10 protein-coding genes are annotated in these 15,729 nt (G+C 66.7%); all 10 read right to left on the minus strand.

From position 1 onward, the window contains the following. Window positions 1-239 precede the first annotated feature (239 nt). On the minus strand, window positions 240-995 hold the full coding sequence (locus tag QHF84_RS42080; protein WP_281319214.1) for a class I SAM-dependent methyltransferase: 756 nt from the start codon (window positions 993-995) through the stop codon (window positions 240-242). 280 nt (window positions 996-1,275) lie between these two features. Continuing rightward, complete coding sequence (locus QHF84_RS42085; RefSeq protein ID WP_281319215.1) at window positions 1,276-2,454, minus strand: lipid-transfer protein; 1,179 nt, start codon at window positions 2,452-2,454, stop codon at window positions 1,276-1,278. 28 nt (window positions 2,455-2,482) lie between these two features. Continuing rightward, on the minus strand, window positions 2,483-5,521 hold the full coding sequence (locus QHF84_RS42090) for a peroxisomal multifunctional enzyme type 2 (RefSeq protein WP_281319216.1): 3,039 nt from the start codon (window positions 5,519-5,521) through the stop codon (window positions 2,483-2,485). A gap of 118 nt (window positions 5,522-5,639) precedes the next feature. Beyond that, window positions 5,640-6,680: a ferritin-like domain-containing protein gene (locus QHF84_RS42095; protein ID WP_281319217.1), complete on the minus strand. Its 1,041-nt coding sequence runs from the start codon at window positions 6,678-6,680 to the stop codon at window positions 5,640-5,642. A gap of 50 nt (window positions 6,681-6,730) precedes the next feature. Continuing rightward, window positions 6,731-7,144: a DUF302 domain-containing protein gene (locus QHF84_RS42100; RefSeq protein ID WP_281319218.1), complete on the minus strand. Its 414-nt coding sequence runs from the start codon at window positions 7,142-7,144 to the stop codon at window positions 6,731-6,733. A gap of 79 nt (window positions 7,145-7,223) precedes the next feature. Then, window positions 7,224-7,916 (minus strand): hypothetical protein, encoded by a 693-nt coding sequence (locus QHF84_RS42105; RefSeq protein WP_281319219.1) that lies wholly within the window; start codon window positions 7,914-7,916, stop codon window positions 7,224-7,226. Next, window positions 7,913-8,659 carry a DUF5995 family protein gene (locus QHF84_RS42110; RefSeq protein WP_281319220.1) on the minus strand — a complete coding sequence of 249 codons (747 nt, stop codon included), beginning with the start codon at window positions 8,657-8,659 and terminating at the stop codon, window positions 7,913-7,915. The genes QHF84_RS42105 and QHF84_RS42110 overlap by 4 nt, the downstream gene beginning before the upstream one ends. Window positions 8,660-8,693: 34 nt before the next feature. Beyond that, window positions 8,694-10,808 (minus strand): KUP/HAK/KT family potassium transporter, encoded by a 2,115-nt coding sequence (locus QHF84_RS42115; protein WP_281319221.1) that lies wholly within the window; start codon window positions 10,806-10,808, stop codon window positions 8,694-8,696. A gap of 92 nt (window positions 10,809-10,900) precedes the next feature. Then, window positions 10,901-14,506: a M1 family aminopeptidase gene (locus QHF84_RS42120; protein ID WP_281319222.1), complete on the minus strand. Its 3,606-nt coding sequence runs from the start codon at window positions 14,504-14,506 to the stop codon at window positions 10,901-10,903. Window positions 14,507-14,518: 12 nt separating this feature from the next. After that, window positions 14,519-15,406, minus strand: coding sequence for an ABC transporter ATP-binding protein (locus QHF84_RS42125; RefSeq protein ID WP_281319223.1), 888 nt, complete (start codon window positions 15,404-15,406; stop codon window positions 14,519-14,521). Window positions 15,407-15,729: the final 323 nt, after the last annotated feature.

Genomic DNA, 15,729 nt, shown 5'->3' on the forward strand with positions numbered 1-15,729 from the left:
GTGGGAAGAACTGCGCGATGCGCAGTTCTTCCCACGGCCGGTGGCAAGACCAGAGACGGCGTTGCCAGTCGAAGCCGTTTTGACTGGCAGGGTCGCTCGCCGGTCTTGAATCGGCCTGTTCGATGAACTGCGCATCGCGCAGTTCATCGACCCCGGGTCCAGCGCTTGCGCTGGTCCGGGTCGAGGGGCGGACAGCCCCCGCGGGGTCCGGGGCGGCGCCCCGGCGCGGCGGCTTGCGCTCACGCCCTCCGCGCCTCGGCCAAGAGCGTGAGCCCGCTGTCTGGCCGCCGCGCATGATCCTCGGCGAAATCCGAGATGACCTTGCCCACCGTCCCCAGTGCCGCGTACCCGATACCATGCAGCGGCATGAGGAAGGGCGGCAGATCGTCGAGCTTCCATGAGAGCCGCGCCAGCGCGAGCGTGATTGGCGTCGTGAGGATGTAATGGTACCGCTCGAGTATGAGCCCGGCTCGCTCGAGTTTTTCCCGCAGGTGGTCCACGGTATAAAAATTGTTTACCGCGTACCTCCGCCGATGTGCTTCGCGCTCCGCGTCCGTGACCTCGGGGTTCGACAGGCTGTCTGCCGAGAGAAACAGCCGCCCGCCTGGACGGAGCACGCGGTGGACGTGCTCGAGCACGCGATCCTCGTTCCGGAAATGCTCGATGACGCAGAATGAGATCACCTTGTCGAACGAGCTGGGCGAGAAGCCGAGCTCCTCGGCGTCCATGTAATGATAATCCGTCCGCTCGCTCCGGTGCTTGCGTTGCGCCTTGGCGAGGCGTTTTTCGTGGATGTCGACGCCGACCACGTGCGCGCCCCGCTCTGCGATGCGCGCGTCGTAATACCCGTCGCCGCAGCCGATGTCGAGAACTCGCTCCCCGGGCCGCGGATCCAGCCACTGGAGCAGCGTCGAGCACTCCTCGATGCGGCGGAAATGCCAGTGGGCGAGCGTCTCCATCATCGATACCGGGTTTTTCGTGCCGTTCGTGTTCATCGGGAAGCTCCTTTCAAGACGGACCACCTCCTGAGCAAGGGCAATGCCGAACGACGAAACCCGCGCGGCGCCGCGAGATTGCAGGTCCCCACGTCCATGCACGCGGGTCGGGCCTTCCTTGGTGTCGCGCTCACGCCACGGCGCGTCTGTCGTGGTGTCGCCATATTTCTACAGGGGCGCTCGTGTCCGGGTGTCGTCGCCGCGCCACAACCGCCTTCGAAACGACGAAGGCCGCGCCCTTTCGAGCGCGGCCTCCTTCGTCCCGGGTGTCTCCGGCGGATCAGTCCTTGCGGTACATCGTCACGACGCAGGCCCCGCCGAGGCCGAGGTTGTGCTGGAGGGCGACCCTCGCCCCCTCGACCTGCCGCGCCTCGGCCGTGCCGCGGAGCTGCCAGACGAGCTCGGTGCACTGCGCGAGGCCGGTCGCCCCGAGCGGATGGCCCTTCGAGAGCAGGCCGCCCGACGGGTTCGTCACGTACTTGCCGCCGTACGTGTTGTTCCCTTCCTCGATGAACTTCTCGGCCTCGCCTTCCTTGCAGAGGCCGAGCGCCTCGTACGTCACGACCTCGTTCGCCGTGAAGCAGTCGTGGAGCTCGACCACCTGCACGTCCCCGGGCCCGAGCCCCGATTTCGCGTAGACCTGGTCCGCGGCCGCCTTCGCCATGTCGTAGCCGATCATCTTGATCATGCTGTCGCCGAAGCTCGACGCATAATCCGTGGTCATCGACTGCGCCGCGATGTAAACGGCGTTCGAGATCCCCTTCTTGCGGGCGAAATCATCCGAGCAGAGGATCGCCGCCGCCGCGCCGCACGTGGGCGGGCAGCACTGGAAACGCGTGAGCGGATCGAAGACCTCGGGCGAGGCCATGATCTGCTCGAGGGAAAGGACCTCGTTGAAGAGCGCGTACGGGTTTTTGCTCGCGTGCTTGCGCGCCTTCTCCGCGACCTTGCCGAACGTCTCGCGCTTCGCGCCGTACTTCCAGCGATACTCGCGCCCCGCGCCGCCGAACATCTGCGCCGTCGGCGGCGATTGGTTGAAGCCCTGCACGCGGTTCATCACGTCCGCGTGCTTGTCCATCGGGCTCGTCCTATCGCCCCACTTCGAGCCGAGCGCGCCCTTCTCCATCTGCTCGAAGCCGACCACGAGCACACACTCGGCGAGGCCTCCTTCGATGGCCTGGCGGCCGAGGTAGAGCGCCGTCGAGCCGGTCGAGCAGTTGTTGTTCACGTTGACGACGGGGATACCCGTCAGGCCGACCTCGTAGATCGCCCGCTGCCCGCACGTGCTGTCGCCGAAGACGTACCCCGCGTACGCCTGCTCGACCTCGTTGTAATCGACGCCGGCGTCCGCGAGGGCCGTGCGCGCCGCCTTCGCGGCCATCACGTTGTACTCTTCGCTGGCGCCGGGCTTCTGGAACTTCACCATTCCGACGCCGATGACGTTGACTCGCCTGCCCATTTGAGCCTCCTTCTGCGAACGTGCGCGATTAACCCAAGATCCCCTTCAAGAAATGCAGGCGGTTCGAGGCGATCCGCACGTCGCCGTCGACCCGCAGCCGGCCCGTCTGGAAGAGCCGCGCGTCCTGCTCCTTGCCCGACACGAGCGCGACGAGATCCTCCGTCGAGATCGTGAGCACCGCCGACGGATTCGTCGCCCGACCCGTCGCCACGGTCGTCTTTCCACCCGTGAAGTCGACGTGCCAATCACCCTCCGTCAGGCGGAACTCGATGATCGCGTCGACCTCCTTCGCGATTCCCGGCGACTTCGCGATGCGCTCCTTGAGTGCATCGAAGACCGCCGCCGCGCCCGGACCCTTGGGCGCCGCCGCCGCGGCCTGCGGAGCCGCCTCCGCCTTCACCTCGCCGCTCGCGGCCTTGGCCTTGTGCGCGGCGATGGCGGCCTTGGCCTGCTCGGGATCGATCTTCTTCATGAAGCCGAGCTTCTGCGAGGCCATGACGTTGCCCGAGATCTTGAGCTTGCCCTCGAAGTAGAGCTTTTGCGGATCGGCCTGGCCCGTGGCCATCGCGAGCCAATCCGACGACGCGATCTCGAGCACCGTGTCGGCCTTCTCCGCGCCCGCGCCCGGGAAGACTGCGCCCTTGCCGTTCTTCAGATCGATCGTCCAGGTCGCGTCCGGGCCCTTGAGCTCGAACTGGAAAATGGTCTTCACCTTCTCGACGACCGCCGGGTTTTTCTCGACGTAATCGCGGATTCCGATGAACACGTCGCCGGCCGGATCCTCGGCCGTCTTTGCGGGCGCCGCCGCGGCCGGAGCCGCTGCGCCGCCGGCCTTGGCCTTGTGCGCGGCGATGGCGGCCTTGGCCTGCTCGGGATCGATCTTCTTCATGAAGCCGAGCTTCTGCGAGGCCATGACGTTGCCCGAGATCTTGAGCTTGCCCTCGAAGTAGAGCTTTTGCGGATCGGCCTGGCCCGTGGCCATCGCGAGCCAATCCGACGACGCGATCTCGAGCACCGTGTCGGCCTTCTCCGCGCCCTTGCCCTCGAAGACCGCGCCCTTGCCGTTCTTCAGATCGATGGTCCAGGTCGCGTCCGGCCCCTTGAGATCGAACTGGAAGATGGTCTTCACCTTCTCGACGACCGCCGGGTTTTTCTCGACGTAATCGCGGATCCCGATGAACACGTCACCGGCCGGATCGTCGGCCGCCTTCGCGGGCGCCGCCGCGGGAGCAGCAGCCGCGGGCTTTGCCTTCGGCTGCGGGATCTCCTTCCAGAGCGTGATCGCCGCGTTCGAGATGACGACCTTGTCGCGTTCCTTGACCTTGCAGCGGAACACGATGCGCTCGTCGCTCTCCTTCCACATCTCGGTCACCACGGTCTCGCCCGGGAACACGCTGTCCGCGAAGCGCACCTTGATGCTCTTGAACTTGCGCGCGTCGCCGCCCGCGAACGCGTGGATCACGTGCCGCGCGGCATAACCGAACGTGCAGAGCCCGTGCAGGATCGGCTTCGAGAAGCCGAACGCGCTCGCGAAGCTCGGGTCGGCGTGCAGCGGGTTCCAGTCGCCGGAGAGGCGATACAGAAGCGCCTGGTTGTCGGGGATCTTCTGCTCGATCGTGGCGTCGGCCGCGCGCTCCGGCGGCACGTTGATGTCCGACGACGGCCCGCGATCGCCGCCCCAGCCGCCCGCGCCGCGGATGACGGCCGTGCTCTCGTTGCGCAGAAGCTCCTCGCCCGACTCGTCCGTCGAGCGGATCTCCGTGACGATCAGCGCGTTCTTGCCCTTGTCCCAGATCTCCTTGACCTTGGCCTTGTGCGTGAGCTTCGCCTTCGCCGGCAGCGGGCGCGAAAGCTCGAGGTACTGCTCGCCGTGCAGGAGCCGATCGAGCCCGTAATTCATGCCCGGCGCGGTCTTGCCCTGCTTGGCGAGATCCATCAGCGCCGAGAGCGCCGGCACCACGCCGTACGTCGGCAGCGGGACGAACCCCTGCCCGTGCATCTCGTAGACGTAACGCAGCTCCTTGTCGTCGAGCGGGTTCTCCGCGGCGCCGACGCCGAGCGCGTAAATCGAGAGATCCCGCTCGTCGTAGCTCGAATGCACCGGCGGATACTCGTAGCCGAGCGCCTGATCGACATCGATGAATTCGTTGCCGCCCTTGGCGGGGCCGGCCTGCACGTTCGCCATGACCGGGCCCATCGACTGGTTGATCTCGGCCGGGTGCGTGGTCTTGTCGAAGCCGGCGATCGCGCTCCAGCTCTTCTGGATGTCCTCGATCTTGATCTCGCGCCCGAGCCGCACCGTCTTGCCCTCGGCGCGCTCCCAGCGGAGCTTCGCGAAGAAGCCGCCGCCGACCTCGAAGAGCCCGCCGGTCTCGGTCGAGCTCTCGTGACACAGGTAGGCCACGAGCGGGCTCACGTACTCGGGCTTGAGCGCGTCGATGAGCTCCTTCGGCAGCACCGTCTCCGTCAGGCGCGAGCCCGCGAGCGGCGCGATCGTGTTGACGAGGACGTTCTTCTTCTTGCCTTCGAGCGCCAGCGTGTTCGAGAGGCCCACGAGGCCGAGCTTGGCCATCGAGTAGTTGCCCTGCCCGAAGTTGCCGTAAATGCCGGCCGCCGACGACGTGAAGATGATGCGGCCGTAGCCCTGGTCGCGCATGTGCGGCCACGCCGCGTGCGCCACGCGGAAGCTGCCGAGCACGTGCACGCGGTAGATGAGATCCCAGTCCTCCTCGGTCATCTTGTGGAACGTGACGTCCCGCAGGATGCCGGCGTTGTTGATCACGATGTCGATGCGGCCGAACGCGTCGAGCGCGCTCTGCACGATCTTTCCGCCGTTCTCGACCGAGTCGTAATTCGCGACGGCCTCGCCGCCGGCCGCCTTGATCTCGGCGACGACCTTGTCCGCCGCCTCGGAGCTCGTGCCCCCGCCATGCCGCCCGCCGCCGAGATCGTTGACCACGACCTTGGCCCCGCGGCTCGCGAGCAGGAGCGCGTGCGCACGCCCGAGCCCGTTACCCGCACCGGTGACGATCGCTACTTTTCCATCGAAACGAAGCTCGTTCGCCATGAGCTGGATCCCTCGCGCGAGAAAGTTTCGCGTACGAAGTATCCGAAGCTGCGTGCGGCGTCAATAGTTGTGTGGGCGGGAACGTGCGGAGGCCGTTTGCCACGGCCGGAGCGCTTGGTCAGCGCGCGGCGTCGGAGCTGTCGAGAGGCTGGAAGGCGGGGATGCCCCCGGCGGCCCACACGGAGACGATCTTGCCGGGTAGGTCCCACATCGGGCCGAGGTCGAGGCCGGCGTCGCCGGCGAAGCCCTTCTCCAGCGAATAAAGCAGGGCCGTATAGGTCTCGTTCAGCGCCTTCTGCGCGGCGGCGAGCCCGTCGCTCCCGCTCTCCGGGTACGTCTTCAGCGCCCCGCCGAGCTTGAGCATCACCTGCACCATGCGGAAGCGGCCGAAATGGCTGAAGCGGTCCTGGACGTCGGAGCCATCCTCGGGCCGCAGGTCCGGCTCGATGAAGGGGCCGACGCTCCCCTCGCCCTGGTCGACGATCGCCTTGATCGCCTTGTCCGCCTGGGCGCGCGCCGTCTGGCTGTCGCCGTTGATCGTCGCGGAGAAGCCCGTGTAATCGTCGCCCGGGTATTGCGGATCGGCGAACTCGCTCTTTTGCCGGTGATCGGCGTTCGGATCGTAAAGGCTCCCCCAGAGCTCGTCCACGCCCTGGTCGATGGCCTTGTAGAACTGGCCGATGGAGTCGTAGACGTCCTGCGGCCCGTTCGCGGGCCCGTCCGATTTCGGCTCCGGGGTCTCGATCGTGGTCATCAAAAGGAGCTGCGCGTCGTTTACCGGCCCGAGCTGCACCGGCACCTTCCCCGCGATCCAGGGCGGGAAGCCGCGATCGTAGCGCGGCGCCCACGGTCCCGTGAGTTTCGGCGAATACCCCTTTCCGGCGAACAGGGCATTGTAGAGGTTCGCGGCGATCTCGAGGTGCAGCATCTCCTGCACGACGACCGAATAGATGTTGTTGAACGCGAGCTGCTCGCGGCTCCGGTTCGGGTTCTTGGGGCTCCGCACGGGCGTGAGCTTCGGCGGGTTCGACGCGCTCGTCCCCGGCACCTGCAAGGAATAGGCGGCCGTGAGGTAGATCGGGATGGTCCAGAGCTCCAGGTATACGGCCTTCTGGAGGTGATCCCGGAGGGCGTCCGCGGTCCAGGTCCTGCTCGTCATGGAAGAAAGCTCCTTTCGGCGGTGAAGGTACCGGCCGAAAAGAGCGGACGTCAAGCGGCGCGGCGGCCCGCTGTCGAAAGGCAATAAATCAGGTGATGCATCTTCGTCCGCGCCTCGGCCGCGACCTCGCGCAGCGCCGCCTCCTCGTCGTCGGCGAGCGACTCGAGCGGGTCCATGATCACCACGATCGTCCGGGCGTCGTCATCCTCGTAGACGGCGAGATTGCAAGGCAAGAGAATACCGACGTCCGGATCGGCCGAGAGCGCCCGGTGCGCGAGCACGGGGTTGCAAGCCCCGAAGATCGTGTATCGCCGGAAAGGCACGCCGAGCCGGGCGCGCAGCGTCTCGTCGACGTCGATCCGCGTGAGGACGCCGAATCCGACGTCCTTCAGGAGCTGGGGGATCTTTGCCAGCGCCTCGTCGTACGGGAGCTCGAGCGAAGCGCGGAGATTCGTTCTGACCATGGTCCCCTCTCCCCGGAACGTGGCTCCCCGCGCCGTCGATCGAAAGGGGACGGATGGCCGATTCGAGGCTCGGGCCGTGTCAGGCGCCCCGCGCCCGCTCGATCGCCTGCCGCGCCGCCTGCACGAACCGCGGCGGGAACATGGCGCCGTCGAGGAAAAAGGTTTCGATGCTCGGCACCGCGTTCGGAATGCCCGCCCGCTCGTCGGCCACCGCCGCGACGAGAAGGTGCCCCGTCCCCCGCGCGAGCCACGTATTCGGTAGCCCCGCCGCCGCGGGAAACGCCTCCCCGATGGGCCTGCCCGCGCTCTCCGGCATGTGCGCGGTCCGCCGCGCGCGGAGCCCGTCCGATGCCACGAAAAGCGCCCGATAAAAATCACGCTTCTCCGGCACGGCCCGCGTGAGCTCGCGCGCGAGCACGCGCAGGTGTTGTTCGAGCAGGACGCTCGGCATCCCGCGGTTCGAGAGGACGCCGGCGAGCCACTCGACCTGCCGCTTGATCGTGGCCTCGCTGTGCTCGGGCAAAGTCGCGAGGAACGCGCTGTCGCTGCGCGTGAACCGGACGCCCCGCTCGCCGTACCGGAACCCGTAATAAGGCGTGAGCCGCAGGGAAATTTTCCCCGCGCGGAGCGCCGCCTCGACCTCGCGCGGATCGCTCGGCATCGGCGTCATCCCGGCCTCGGGGTTCAGCGGATGCGACCAGGTGGTCTCGGCCGCCTCCCGTTTGCCCCCGCGAACCCTGCCCCCGCGTGTCCCCATGCCTTCCGTGTTCACGTCCCCGATTCTCCCCCAAAGCCCCTCGGCAGCAGAAGCCCACGACCGGCGAAGCCCGCCATGCGGTCGATCGTCTTCCGGAAGGTCTCGTATAGCAGATCGTTGTCGCGGATCGCCCAGAGCACCTCGGCGTTTGCCCAGGCCGCGTCCCGCGCCCGCCGGACGCTCCACATCGCCATCACATTGTCAACCCGGCCGAGCGCCTCCTCGACGTCACGAAGAACCCCCGTCGCGAGTTTTTTCGTCGCGACCTTCTCCGCCTCTTCCAGGATGTCGTTGATGACGAGGTAATCGTCGAAAAACCCCGTCCCGCGCCGCGGCTCGATGCCCTTGCGCGAGCACGTCTCGACCACCGCGATCGCGAGGTCGTGGTTGATGTGCGCGTTCATGCCGCAGAGGGCGTGCTGGAGCCGCGAGATCGAGCGATCGCCCCGCGATTCGAAGAGCGGCTGCCAGGCGCGCGGCGACGAGCCGGGGGCGCGCAGCTCCGCGACGAGGGCGTCGAAGTAGAGGCCGGCGAAGACCACGTCGAGCTCCTCGAGCAGCACGGGCGCCGTGAACCGCCCCCGATCGATCTCGCCGCGGATCCGGTCCGTCACGAGGAAGTAGAGCTCGTTGAAGGCGTGCACGCCGTCGGAGGTGGGCAGGGCGCCGTCGATCATCTCCAGCACGGCGAGGACGTCGTGGATGGAGCGCTGCGGGCGCGACAGGATCCGATCGGCGAGGGACTCGAGGCTCGTCATGAGCCGCGAGGTTACCCCAGGGCAAGCGCGGGCATCAAAGATCGAGCTGCATGCCGAGCTCGACGACGCGCTCCGGGGGCAGGTTGAAGAAGTTGGTCGCCCCGGTCGCGTTGCGCGACAGGAAACCGAAGATGGTCTCGGACACCTTGTCCATCTTCCCCTTGCCCGTGGCGAGCAGGGTCTCGCGGCCGAGGTAGTACGTCGTCTCGTCGGGCCCGATCCTGAGGCCGAGCTTGGCCTTGGCCACGGCGAGCAGCACGGGCACGTTCGTGTCTTCCATGAAGCCCGAGCGGAAGATGATCCGGTAGAAATCGTCGGCGATGAGCGAGGCCTCGACCCGCTTCTCCGGCGCCACGCGCGGGATGCGCTCCGGGATCACGGTCACGAGCAGGACCACCTTCTGCAGGGCCTTGCTGCGGCTGACGTGGTGGAGCAGGACGGGCGGCGCCTCCTCGGCGCTCGACGTGAGGAAGACCGCGGCGCCGTCCACGCGGGCGGCCGTCTTTCCGGTCCGCAGCTCCTCCAGAACCTCGGAGAGCGGGCGCGTGCGCTTCTTGAACTCCTGCCCGAGCAGCGCGCGGCCCTTCCGCCAGATCGCCATGCACACGAAGATCATCGAGGCGATGAGGAACGGCACGTAACCGCCGTCGAAGAACTTGAGCAGGTTCGCGCCGAGGAACGCGAGGTCGAACGTCAGGAAGAGCAGGAGCAAGGGCAGCGCCTTCGCGAGCGACCAGTGCCAGCGCTCGCGCACGACGACGAAGAAGACGATCGACGTGATGGTCATGGAGCCCGTGACGGCGAGGCCGTACGCCGAGGCGAGCTTCGACGACTCGCGGAAGGAGAGCACGAGCACCATGCACGCGGCGAACAGGGCCCAGTTGACCTCGGGGATGTAGATCTGGCCCTCGGTCTCCGAGGAGGTGTGCTTGACCTGGACGCGCGGCAGGAAGCCGAGCTGCACGCCCTGCCGCGTGAGGGAGTAGGCGCCGGAGATCATGGCCTGCGAGGCGATGACGGCGGCCGCGGTGGCGAGCGCGACGAGCGCGTACGTGGCCGGGCCCTTGGGGACGAGGGAGAAGAAGGGGTTTTCCGCCGCCTCGGGATGCTGGAGCAGGAGCGCGCCCTGGCCGAAATAATTGAAGGCGAGCGACGGCATGACCATGCCGTACCAGGCATAGGTGATGGGCTTGCGGCCGAAATGCCCCATGTCCGCGTAGAGCGCCTCGCCGCCGGTCACGCAGAGGACGACGGAGCCGAGGATGACGAACGCGTGCCACTTGTTGGCGAGGAAAAACGTGACGGCGTACGCGGGATTGACGGCCGCGAGCACAGCGGGGTTCTTGGCGACGAAGTAAGCGCCGAGGCCGCCGAGCGTGAGGAACCAGAGGATCATGATCGGCCCGAAGACCTTGCCGATCCCGGCCGTCCCGCGCTTCTGGACCCAGAAGAGCCCGAGCAGGATGAGGACGGTGATCGGCAAGACCGCGGGCTTGAGCGAGCTCGCGCCGACCGCGAGGCCCTCGACGGCGCTGAGGACGCTGATGGCCGGGGTGATGACGCCGTCGCCGTAGAGGAGCGAGGCGCCGAAGAGGACGAGGGCAGCGATCCAGCCGATGTGCGTCTTGTTCTTCGGCCGTAGGTTCTCGGGCACGAGGGCGAGCAGCGCCATGGTGCCGCCTTCGCCTTCGTTGTCCGCTCGGAGGACGAAGGTGAGGTACTTGACCGCGACGACCATGGAGAGCGACCAGAACATGAGCGAGAGGAGCCCGAGCACGTTCTCGGGGCTGGCCTTGACCCCGTGCGGCGCGGTGACGCACTCCTTGACGGCGTAGAGCGGGCTCGTGCCGATGTCGCCGAAGACGACGCCGAGCGCCGCGAGGACGAGGCCCGGGAGGGCGCCGGGGGCGTGTCCGTGGCCGTGTCCGTGTCCGTGGTCGCCCTGGGCGTGGTCGCTCGCGTGACCGGCGCCGGGGGCTGCGCCGTGGGCGGCTGCGGCGTCGGCGGCGGCGTCGGCGGCGGCGGCTGCTGCGGCGGCCTCGTGGACCTGGAAGGCGCCCACGATGCTCGGTTCGTCGGCCATGGCATGGGTCGGCTCGGGAGAAGCGGGCGAGGCCGCTTCCGGGGCCGGGGTCGGATCGTCGTTCATCGCGGGGGGCGACGCTACACCCAAGCGGGCGGGGGCGGAAGCGGGGGCAGAGGCGGGGGCAGAAGCGGGGACGGCGACCGTACCGTCGTGGCCTAGAGATCCACGCGCTTGCGGTTGTCCGACGACACGCGGTCGATCAGCTTGTTGTTCGGATCAAAGCCGGCTTCATGGGGCTCCGCGTCGACCACGACGGTCACCTCCTGGTGCTGCTTGGTCACGTGGTGGCGGTCGAGGTACAGCACCTCTTCGTCCCCCTCCTTGCCCGACTTGCCACGCGCGAAGACGCCGACCTCGATCCAGTCGTCGAGCTCGCCCGCCGTCTCCTTGCCCTTGCCGTCGGCGTAACGCTTGTCCGCGTAGAGCTCGAGGGTCACCTCGTACTTGCCGTCGCTGCGCTTGCGTGCGGTCGCGGCCTGCACGCGGTTGTCGTAGAAGCAGATCTTCTCGAACAGGTCGGTGATCAGCGCCTGGTGCGCCGGACCGGCCTCGGCGCGGATGTACGTCAGAAGCTCGGCCGACGTCGTGAACGGCGGGTTCTGGTAACCTTTGTCCTGCAGGAACTTCTTCAGCGCGCGATTGAGCGCGGCCTCGCCGATCTCCTCGCGCAGGCGGTAGAAGACGAGCGATCCCTTCTGGTAGTGGATGTACTGCTGGTTCTCCACCCGGTAGAGCGGTAGCTCCTCGACCCGCTCGCCGCCGCGGCCGGCGAGGTACTTGTCGAGCTCCTCCTTGAGGAAACGTCGCATCTTGGCGCGGCCGTATTCCTGCTCCATCACCATCAACGCCGAATACTGCGAGAGCGACTCCGACAGCACCGTCGCCCCCTGCACGTTGGCGCCGATCACCTGATGCGCCCACCACTGGTGCGCGATCTCGTGCGCGGTCACGTAATACACGTAATCGATGGCGCTGTCGTCGCGCAGGTCGGCGATGAAGCCGATCGACTCCGAATAAGGGATCGTATTGGCGAAGCTCTGGGCGAAGCTCGCGTACCCTGGAAACTCGATGATCCGCACCTGGCGGTGCTGGTACGGCGTGAAGTTGGCTTCGTAATACGAGAGCGACTTGCGCACCGCCTCGATCATGCGATCGACGTTGTACGGATGCTTGGGGTCGTAATAGATCTCGATCGGGATCTGCTCGGGCGTGCCTTCCTTGTAAAACCCCTTCTTCACCTGCCAGCGCGCCGAAAGGAAGGCGTAGAAGTTCAGCATCGGCCGGTCCATGGCGTAGCTGAAGCAGCGACGGCCATCGCGCTGGAACTCCTCCTTCAGGTAACCCGGCGCGAGCGCGGTCTGATCGGGCGCGGTGCAGATGGTGGTATTGAAGAGGATCCAATCGCCATCGTCGCCGATGTAGGTGCTCGCGCGCGCCGCCTGGTCTTCCAGCTTGGGCATGCGGGTGGGCTCACCCAGCCCGCGCTTGCGGCGGTCGTTCCGGTCTTCGAGCTGGGCGCGCTCGTCGTAGCCGAACTGCGGGAACATGCGGTTGTTGAAGAAGCTCCCGTTCTCGACGATCTGCGTCTGCAAGAGCTCGTTCGTGATGCCATTCGGGTGGTAGTCGAGCTTGAAGCGTACCTCCCGCTCCTCGCCCGGCAGCATCGGCTGCTGGAGACGATAGATGCGGTAGCCCAGCGGGGCGTCGTGTTTCACGAGCTCGGCGCCGCCGAGGTCGATCGCGACGAGCGCCTTGTCGTCGAGGGTGACGTGCACCTCTTGGATCGGCGAGGCGTGTGGGTTGTCCACGCGGTAGACCCCATCGACGCGCAGGACAAGCGTCTCGGGACGCAGATCGACCTGTATCGACGCGGCCATGATCTTCGGCTGCGGCAGATTCTTGTAGGCGCCGTATTCCTTTTCGTAACGCGCCGAAAGGTCGAGCTTCTGCTCCGACGAACGGTACTCGTTGCGGATGTTCGTGTTCCAGTACAGGAAGCCGCCCACGGCCGCGAACGAAAGCAGGCTCAATGCGAACGCCGCACCCAGCCGGCCGCGCAGCCGCTCCCGCGCCACCACGAAGCGCTCGCGCCGGCTGCCGATGCTGCCGCGCATCCAGAACGCCACCGACAAGAACAAGAGCGCAAGCAAGAGCAGGCCCCAGTACCCCTGGAACCAGAGCTGCGGCGCCAAGAAATGGCCATACCCGTTCATGTCCGAATACGGCGCGATCGGCCAGCTACCGAAGTTGTAGAGGTGATGGCTGAAGTCGATCAGGCCGAGCGCAGTCTGCAGGATGAGCAAGAGGATCAGCAGCGCATGACCGACGAACTTGTTGTTGCTGAACACCTGCAGGGTCAATGCCATGCCGCCCATCAGCACGTACACGCTGGAGTCGAGCGTCAGCGTCTTCAAGTACAAGAGCGGCTCGAGCTGGGTATACCCCTTGGCGAGCTGGATGAGCATCGCGGTGACCCCGCCGATGACCTGGAACGCGGCGATCACCGCGAGCAGGGCCCCGAACTTGGCGAGGAGTGGCACCCAGCTCGGCACGGGCATCGCATCGGTGACCTCGTGGATCTTCGCGCCGCGCTCCTTCCACACGAGCTCGCCGGCGTAGAACAGCACGATGATCACCAGCAGGAAGCTGTAACTGCCCTGCAGCGCAGACAGCATCTGCGAGGTCACCGGGTAAATCGGCGTGGCATACATGGTGCGGCGCAGCAGCGCGGTCGGGATGAAGTTGGCCATGCCGAACGCGAGCATCACGAGGAACGGCACGCTGCGGAGCACGCCCACGGTGTCGAAACGCAACTGGCGCAGGAGCTGCCGCCACACCGTGCGGGTCGTGAACACGGGCTCGGGCCTTTGCACCGCCGTCACGGCGACGGGCCGGGCCGCGAGATCCGCCGCCGCGAGCGCCTCCGCCTTCGCATTCCGGCCCCAGCGCCGGCGACCGGTGCCGCTGCGCTCGGTCTTGAACAGCGCGAACGTCGCCGCAAACAACGCCGCGGCAATGGCGGTCCACAACGCGCGGTTGGCGAGGAGATACCCCCCCATCGCCGGCAGGCCGGTATTACGCTCCTCCGCCGACCAGTAGCGGATCGTGCGCTCGAGCGCGCGCGTGCCGAGCGGATCCATCAACGTCGCTGCCCAGACGTTGTCGAGGTTGCGCAAGAGCGCGGAGCTCACGCCGTACAGCACGAAAAACGCGATCACGCCGATGTAGACCCACAGGATGCTGCGTGTCACCACCGCCATCAGCGAGAGTAACCCACCGGTGAAAAGCAGGTTCGGGATCACGAACACCACGAACGCCCACAGGTAGGGCCTGAGCGACACCGGCCCGAGGCGCGCGGGATCGATCCACGGCATGAATTGCGCCACGAACATGCCGAGGCCAATCACGAAGTACACGACCAGGCTCGCCGCGAGCGCCGCGCCGAGCCGGCCCAGCAAGTAATCACGTTTGCGGATCGGGCTGGCGAAAAAGAGCTCGGCCGTGCCCTGGTCGAAGTCGCGCAAAAGAGCGCCGGTGATGAAGATCGTGATGACCAGCATCCCGAGCAAGGTGAACAGCGCGAGCCAGGTGGAGATCACCGTCGGCGCATTGCGGAAGACGTTGCCGATGCTCCCGCCGAGCTGGACGGCCTCGCTGCCGGCCGCCCCGAACGCCAGCAATCCGAACAAGCCCGCGATGAGCCAGAGCAGCGGAGACCGGAGCTGCTCGCGCAGCTCGAAGCGAAAGAGTTCACGGATCATGGCAGCCCTACGTCAGGTGGCCTGCACACGCAGGAGCTGGAAGTAGACGTCCTCGAGGTTCGGCGCGACCTCTTCGAACCCATCCCCCGGGTCCTCGCCGCTGAACACATGGATCACCGGCCGGCCCGCCACGAGCCGCGTCGAAAGGACCGTATGGCGCGCCTCGTACTCGGGCAACGCCGCCTTCGTGACCTGCTTGCGCCAAACCTGATTGGCGAGCGCCGCAATCGCATCACTCGGCTTTCCCGTCCGCAGCACCTGGCCCTTGTTCAAGATGGCCATGGTCGGGCAAAGGTCGGTGACATCCTCGACGATGTGCGTGGACAGGATCACCGCCACATTCTCACCAATCTCAGCGAGCAAATTGAGGAAGCGATTGCGCTCCTCGGGATCGAGGCCAGCCGTGGGCTCGTCGACGATCACGAGGCGCGGACTCCCCAGGAGCGCCTGCGCGACGCCGAAGCGCTGCCGCATGCCGCCCGAGTACGTGCCGAGCTTGCGCTTGCGCACGTCCCACAGGTTCACTTGCTGGAGCAAGCCATCCACGACCTCACGGCGTTGCTTGCGCTGAGTGAGCCCCTTGAGCACGGCGAAATGCTCCAGCATGTCCTCCGCGCTGACCTTGGGATAAACCCCAAAATCCTGCGGCAAGTAGCCGAGCTGGCGCCTTACCGCATCCTTGTCACGCAGCACATCGATGCTCTTGCCGTCAGGACCTTCCAGGGTGGCCGTGCCGCTGTCGGCCTCCTGCAACGTCGCCAGCGTACGCATCAGAGACGATTTGCCAGCACCATTCGGGCCGAGCAGGCCGAACATGCCACGCGGAATGTCGAGGGTGACGTCGTTCAACGCATGGACGCCGTTTTGATAGGTCTTGCTGAGGTTGCGAATGGCGAGCATGGATCCCCGCACGAAAAGCCCAAGGCCAGCGCACTGTCCCGGGGCCAATGAAACTGAATTTTCCGCGTTCGCGTACCATGCCCCTCGCACGGCGGTCAACCGTGCTCGGTGCGCGAGTCGTGCTTCCGATGGCCGCCGGAGGGCGTCGCGCTGGGGCGTTGCCCCAGGCCCCAGCAGGGGCTGTCCGCCCCTGCACCCGGACCAGCGCAAGCGCTGGACTCGGGGTCGATGAACTGCGCGATGCGCAGTTCATCGAACAGGCCAGGTCAAGACCGGCGGTCGCCGTGATCCAGGCCGCGGTTTCGCGTCTGTTTTTTGGGCAG

The sequence above is a fragment of the Polyangium sp. y55x31 genome (genome assembly GCF_029946505.1).
GTDB lineage: Bacteria > Myxococcota_A > Polyangia > Polyangiales > Polyangiaceae > Polyangium.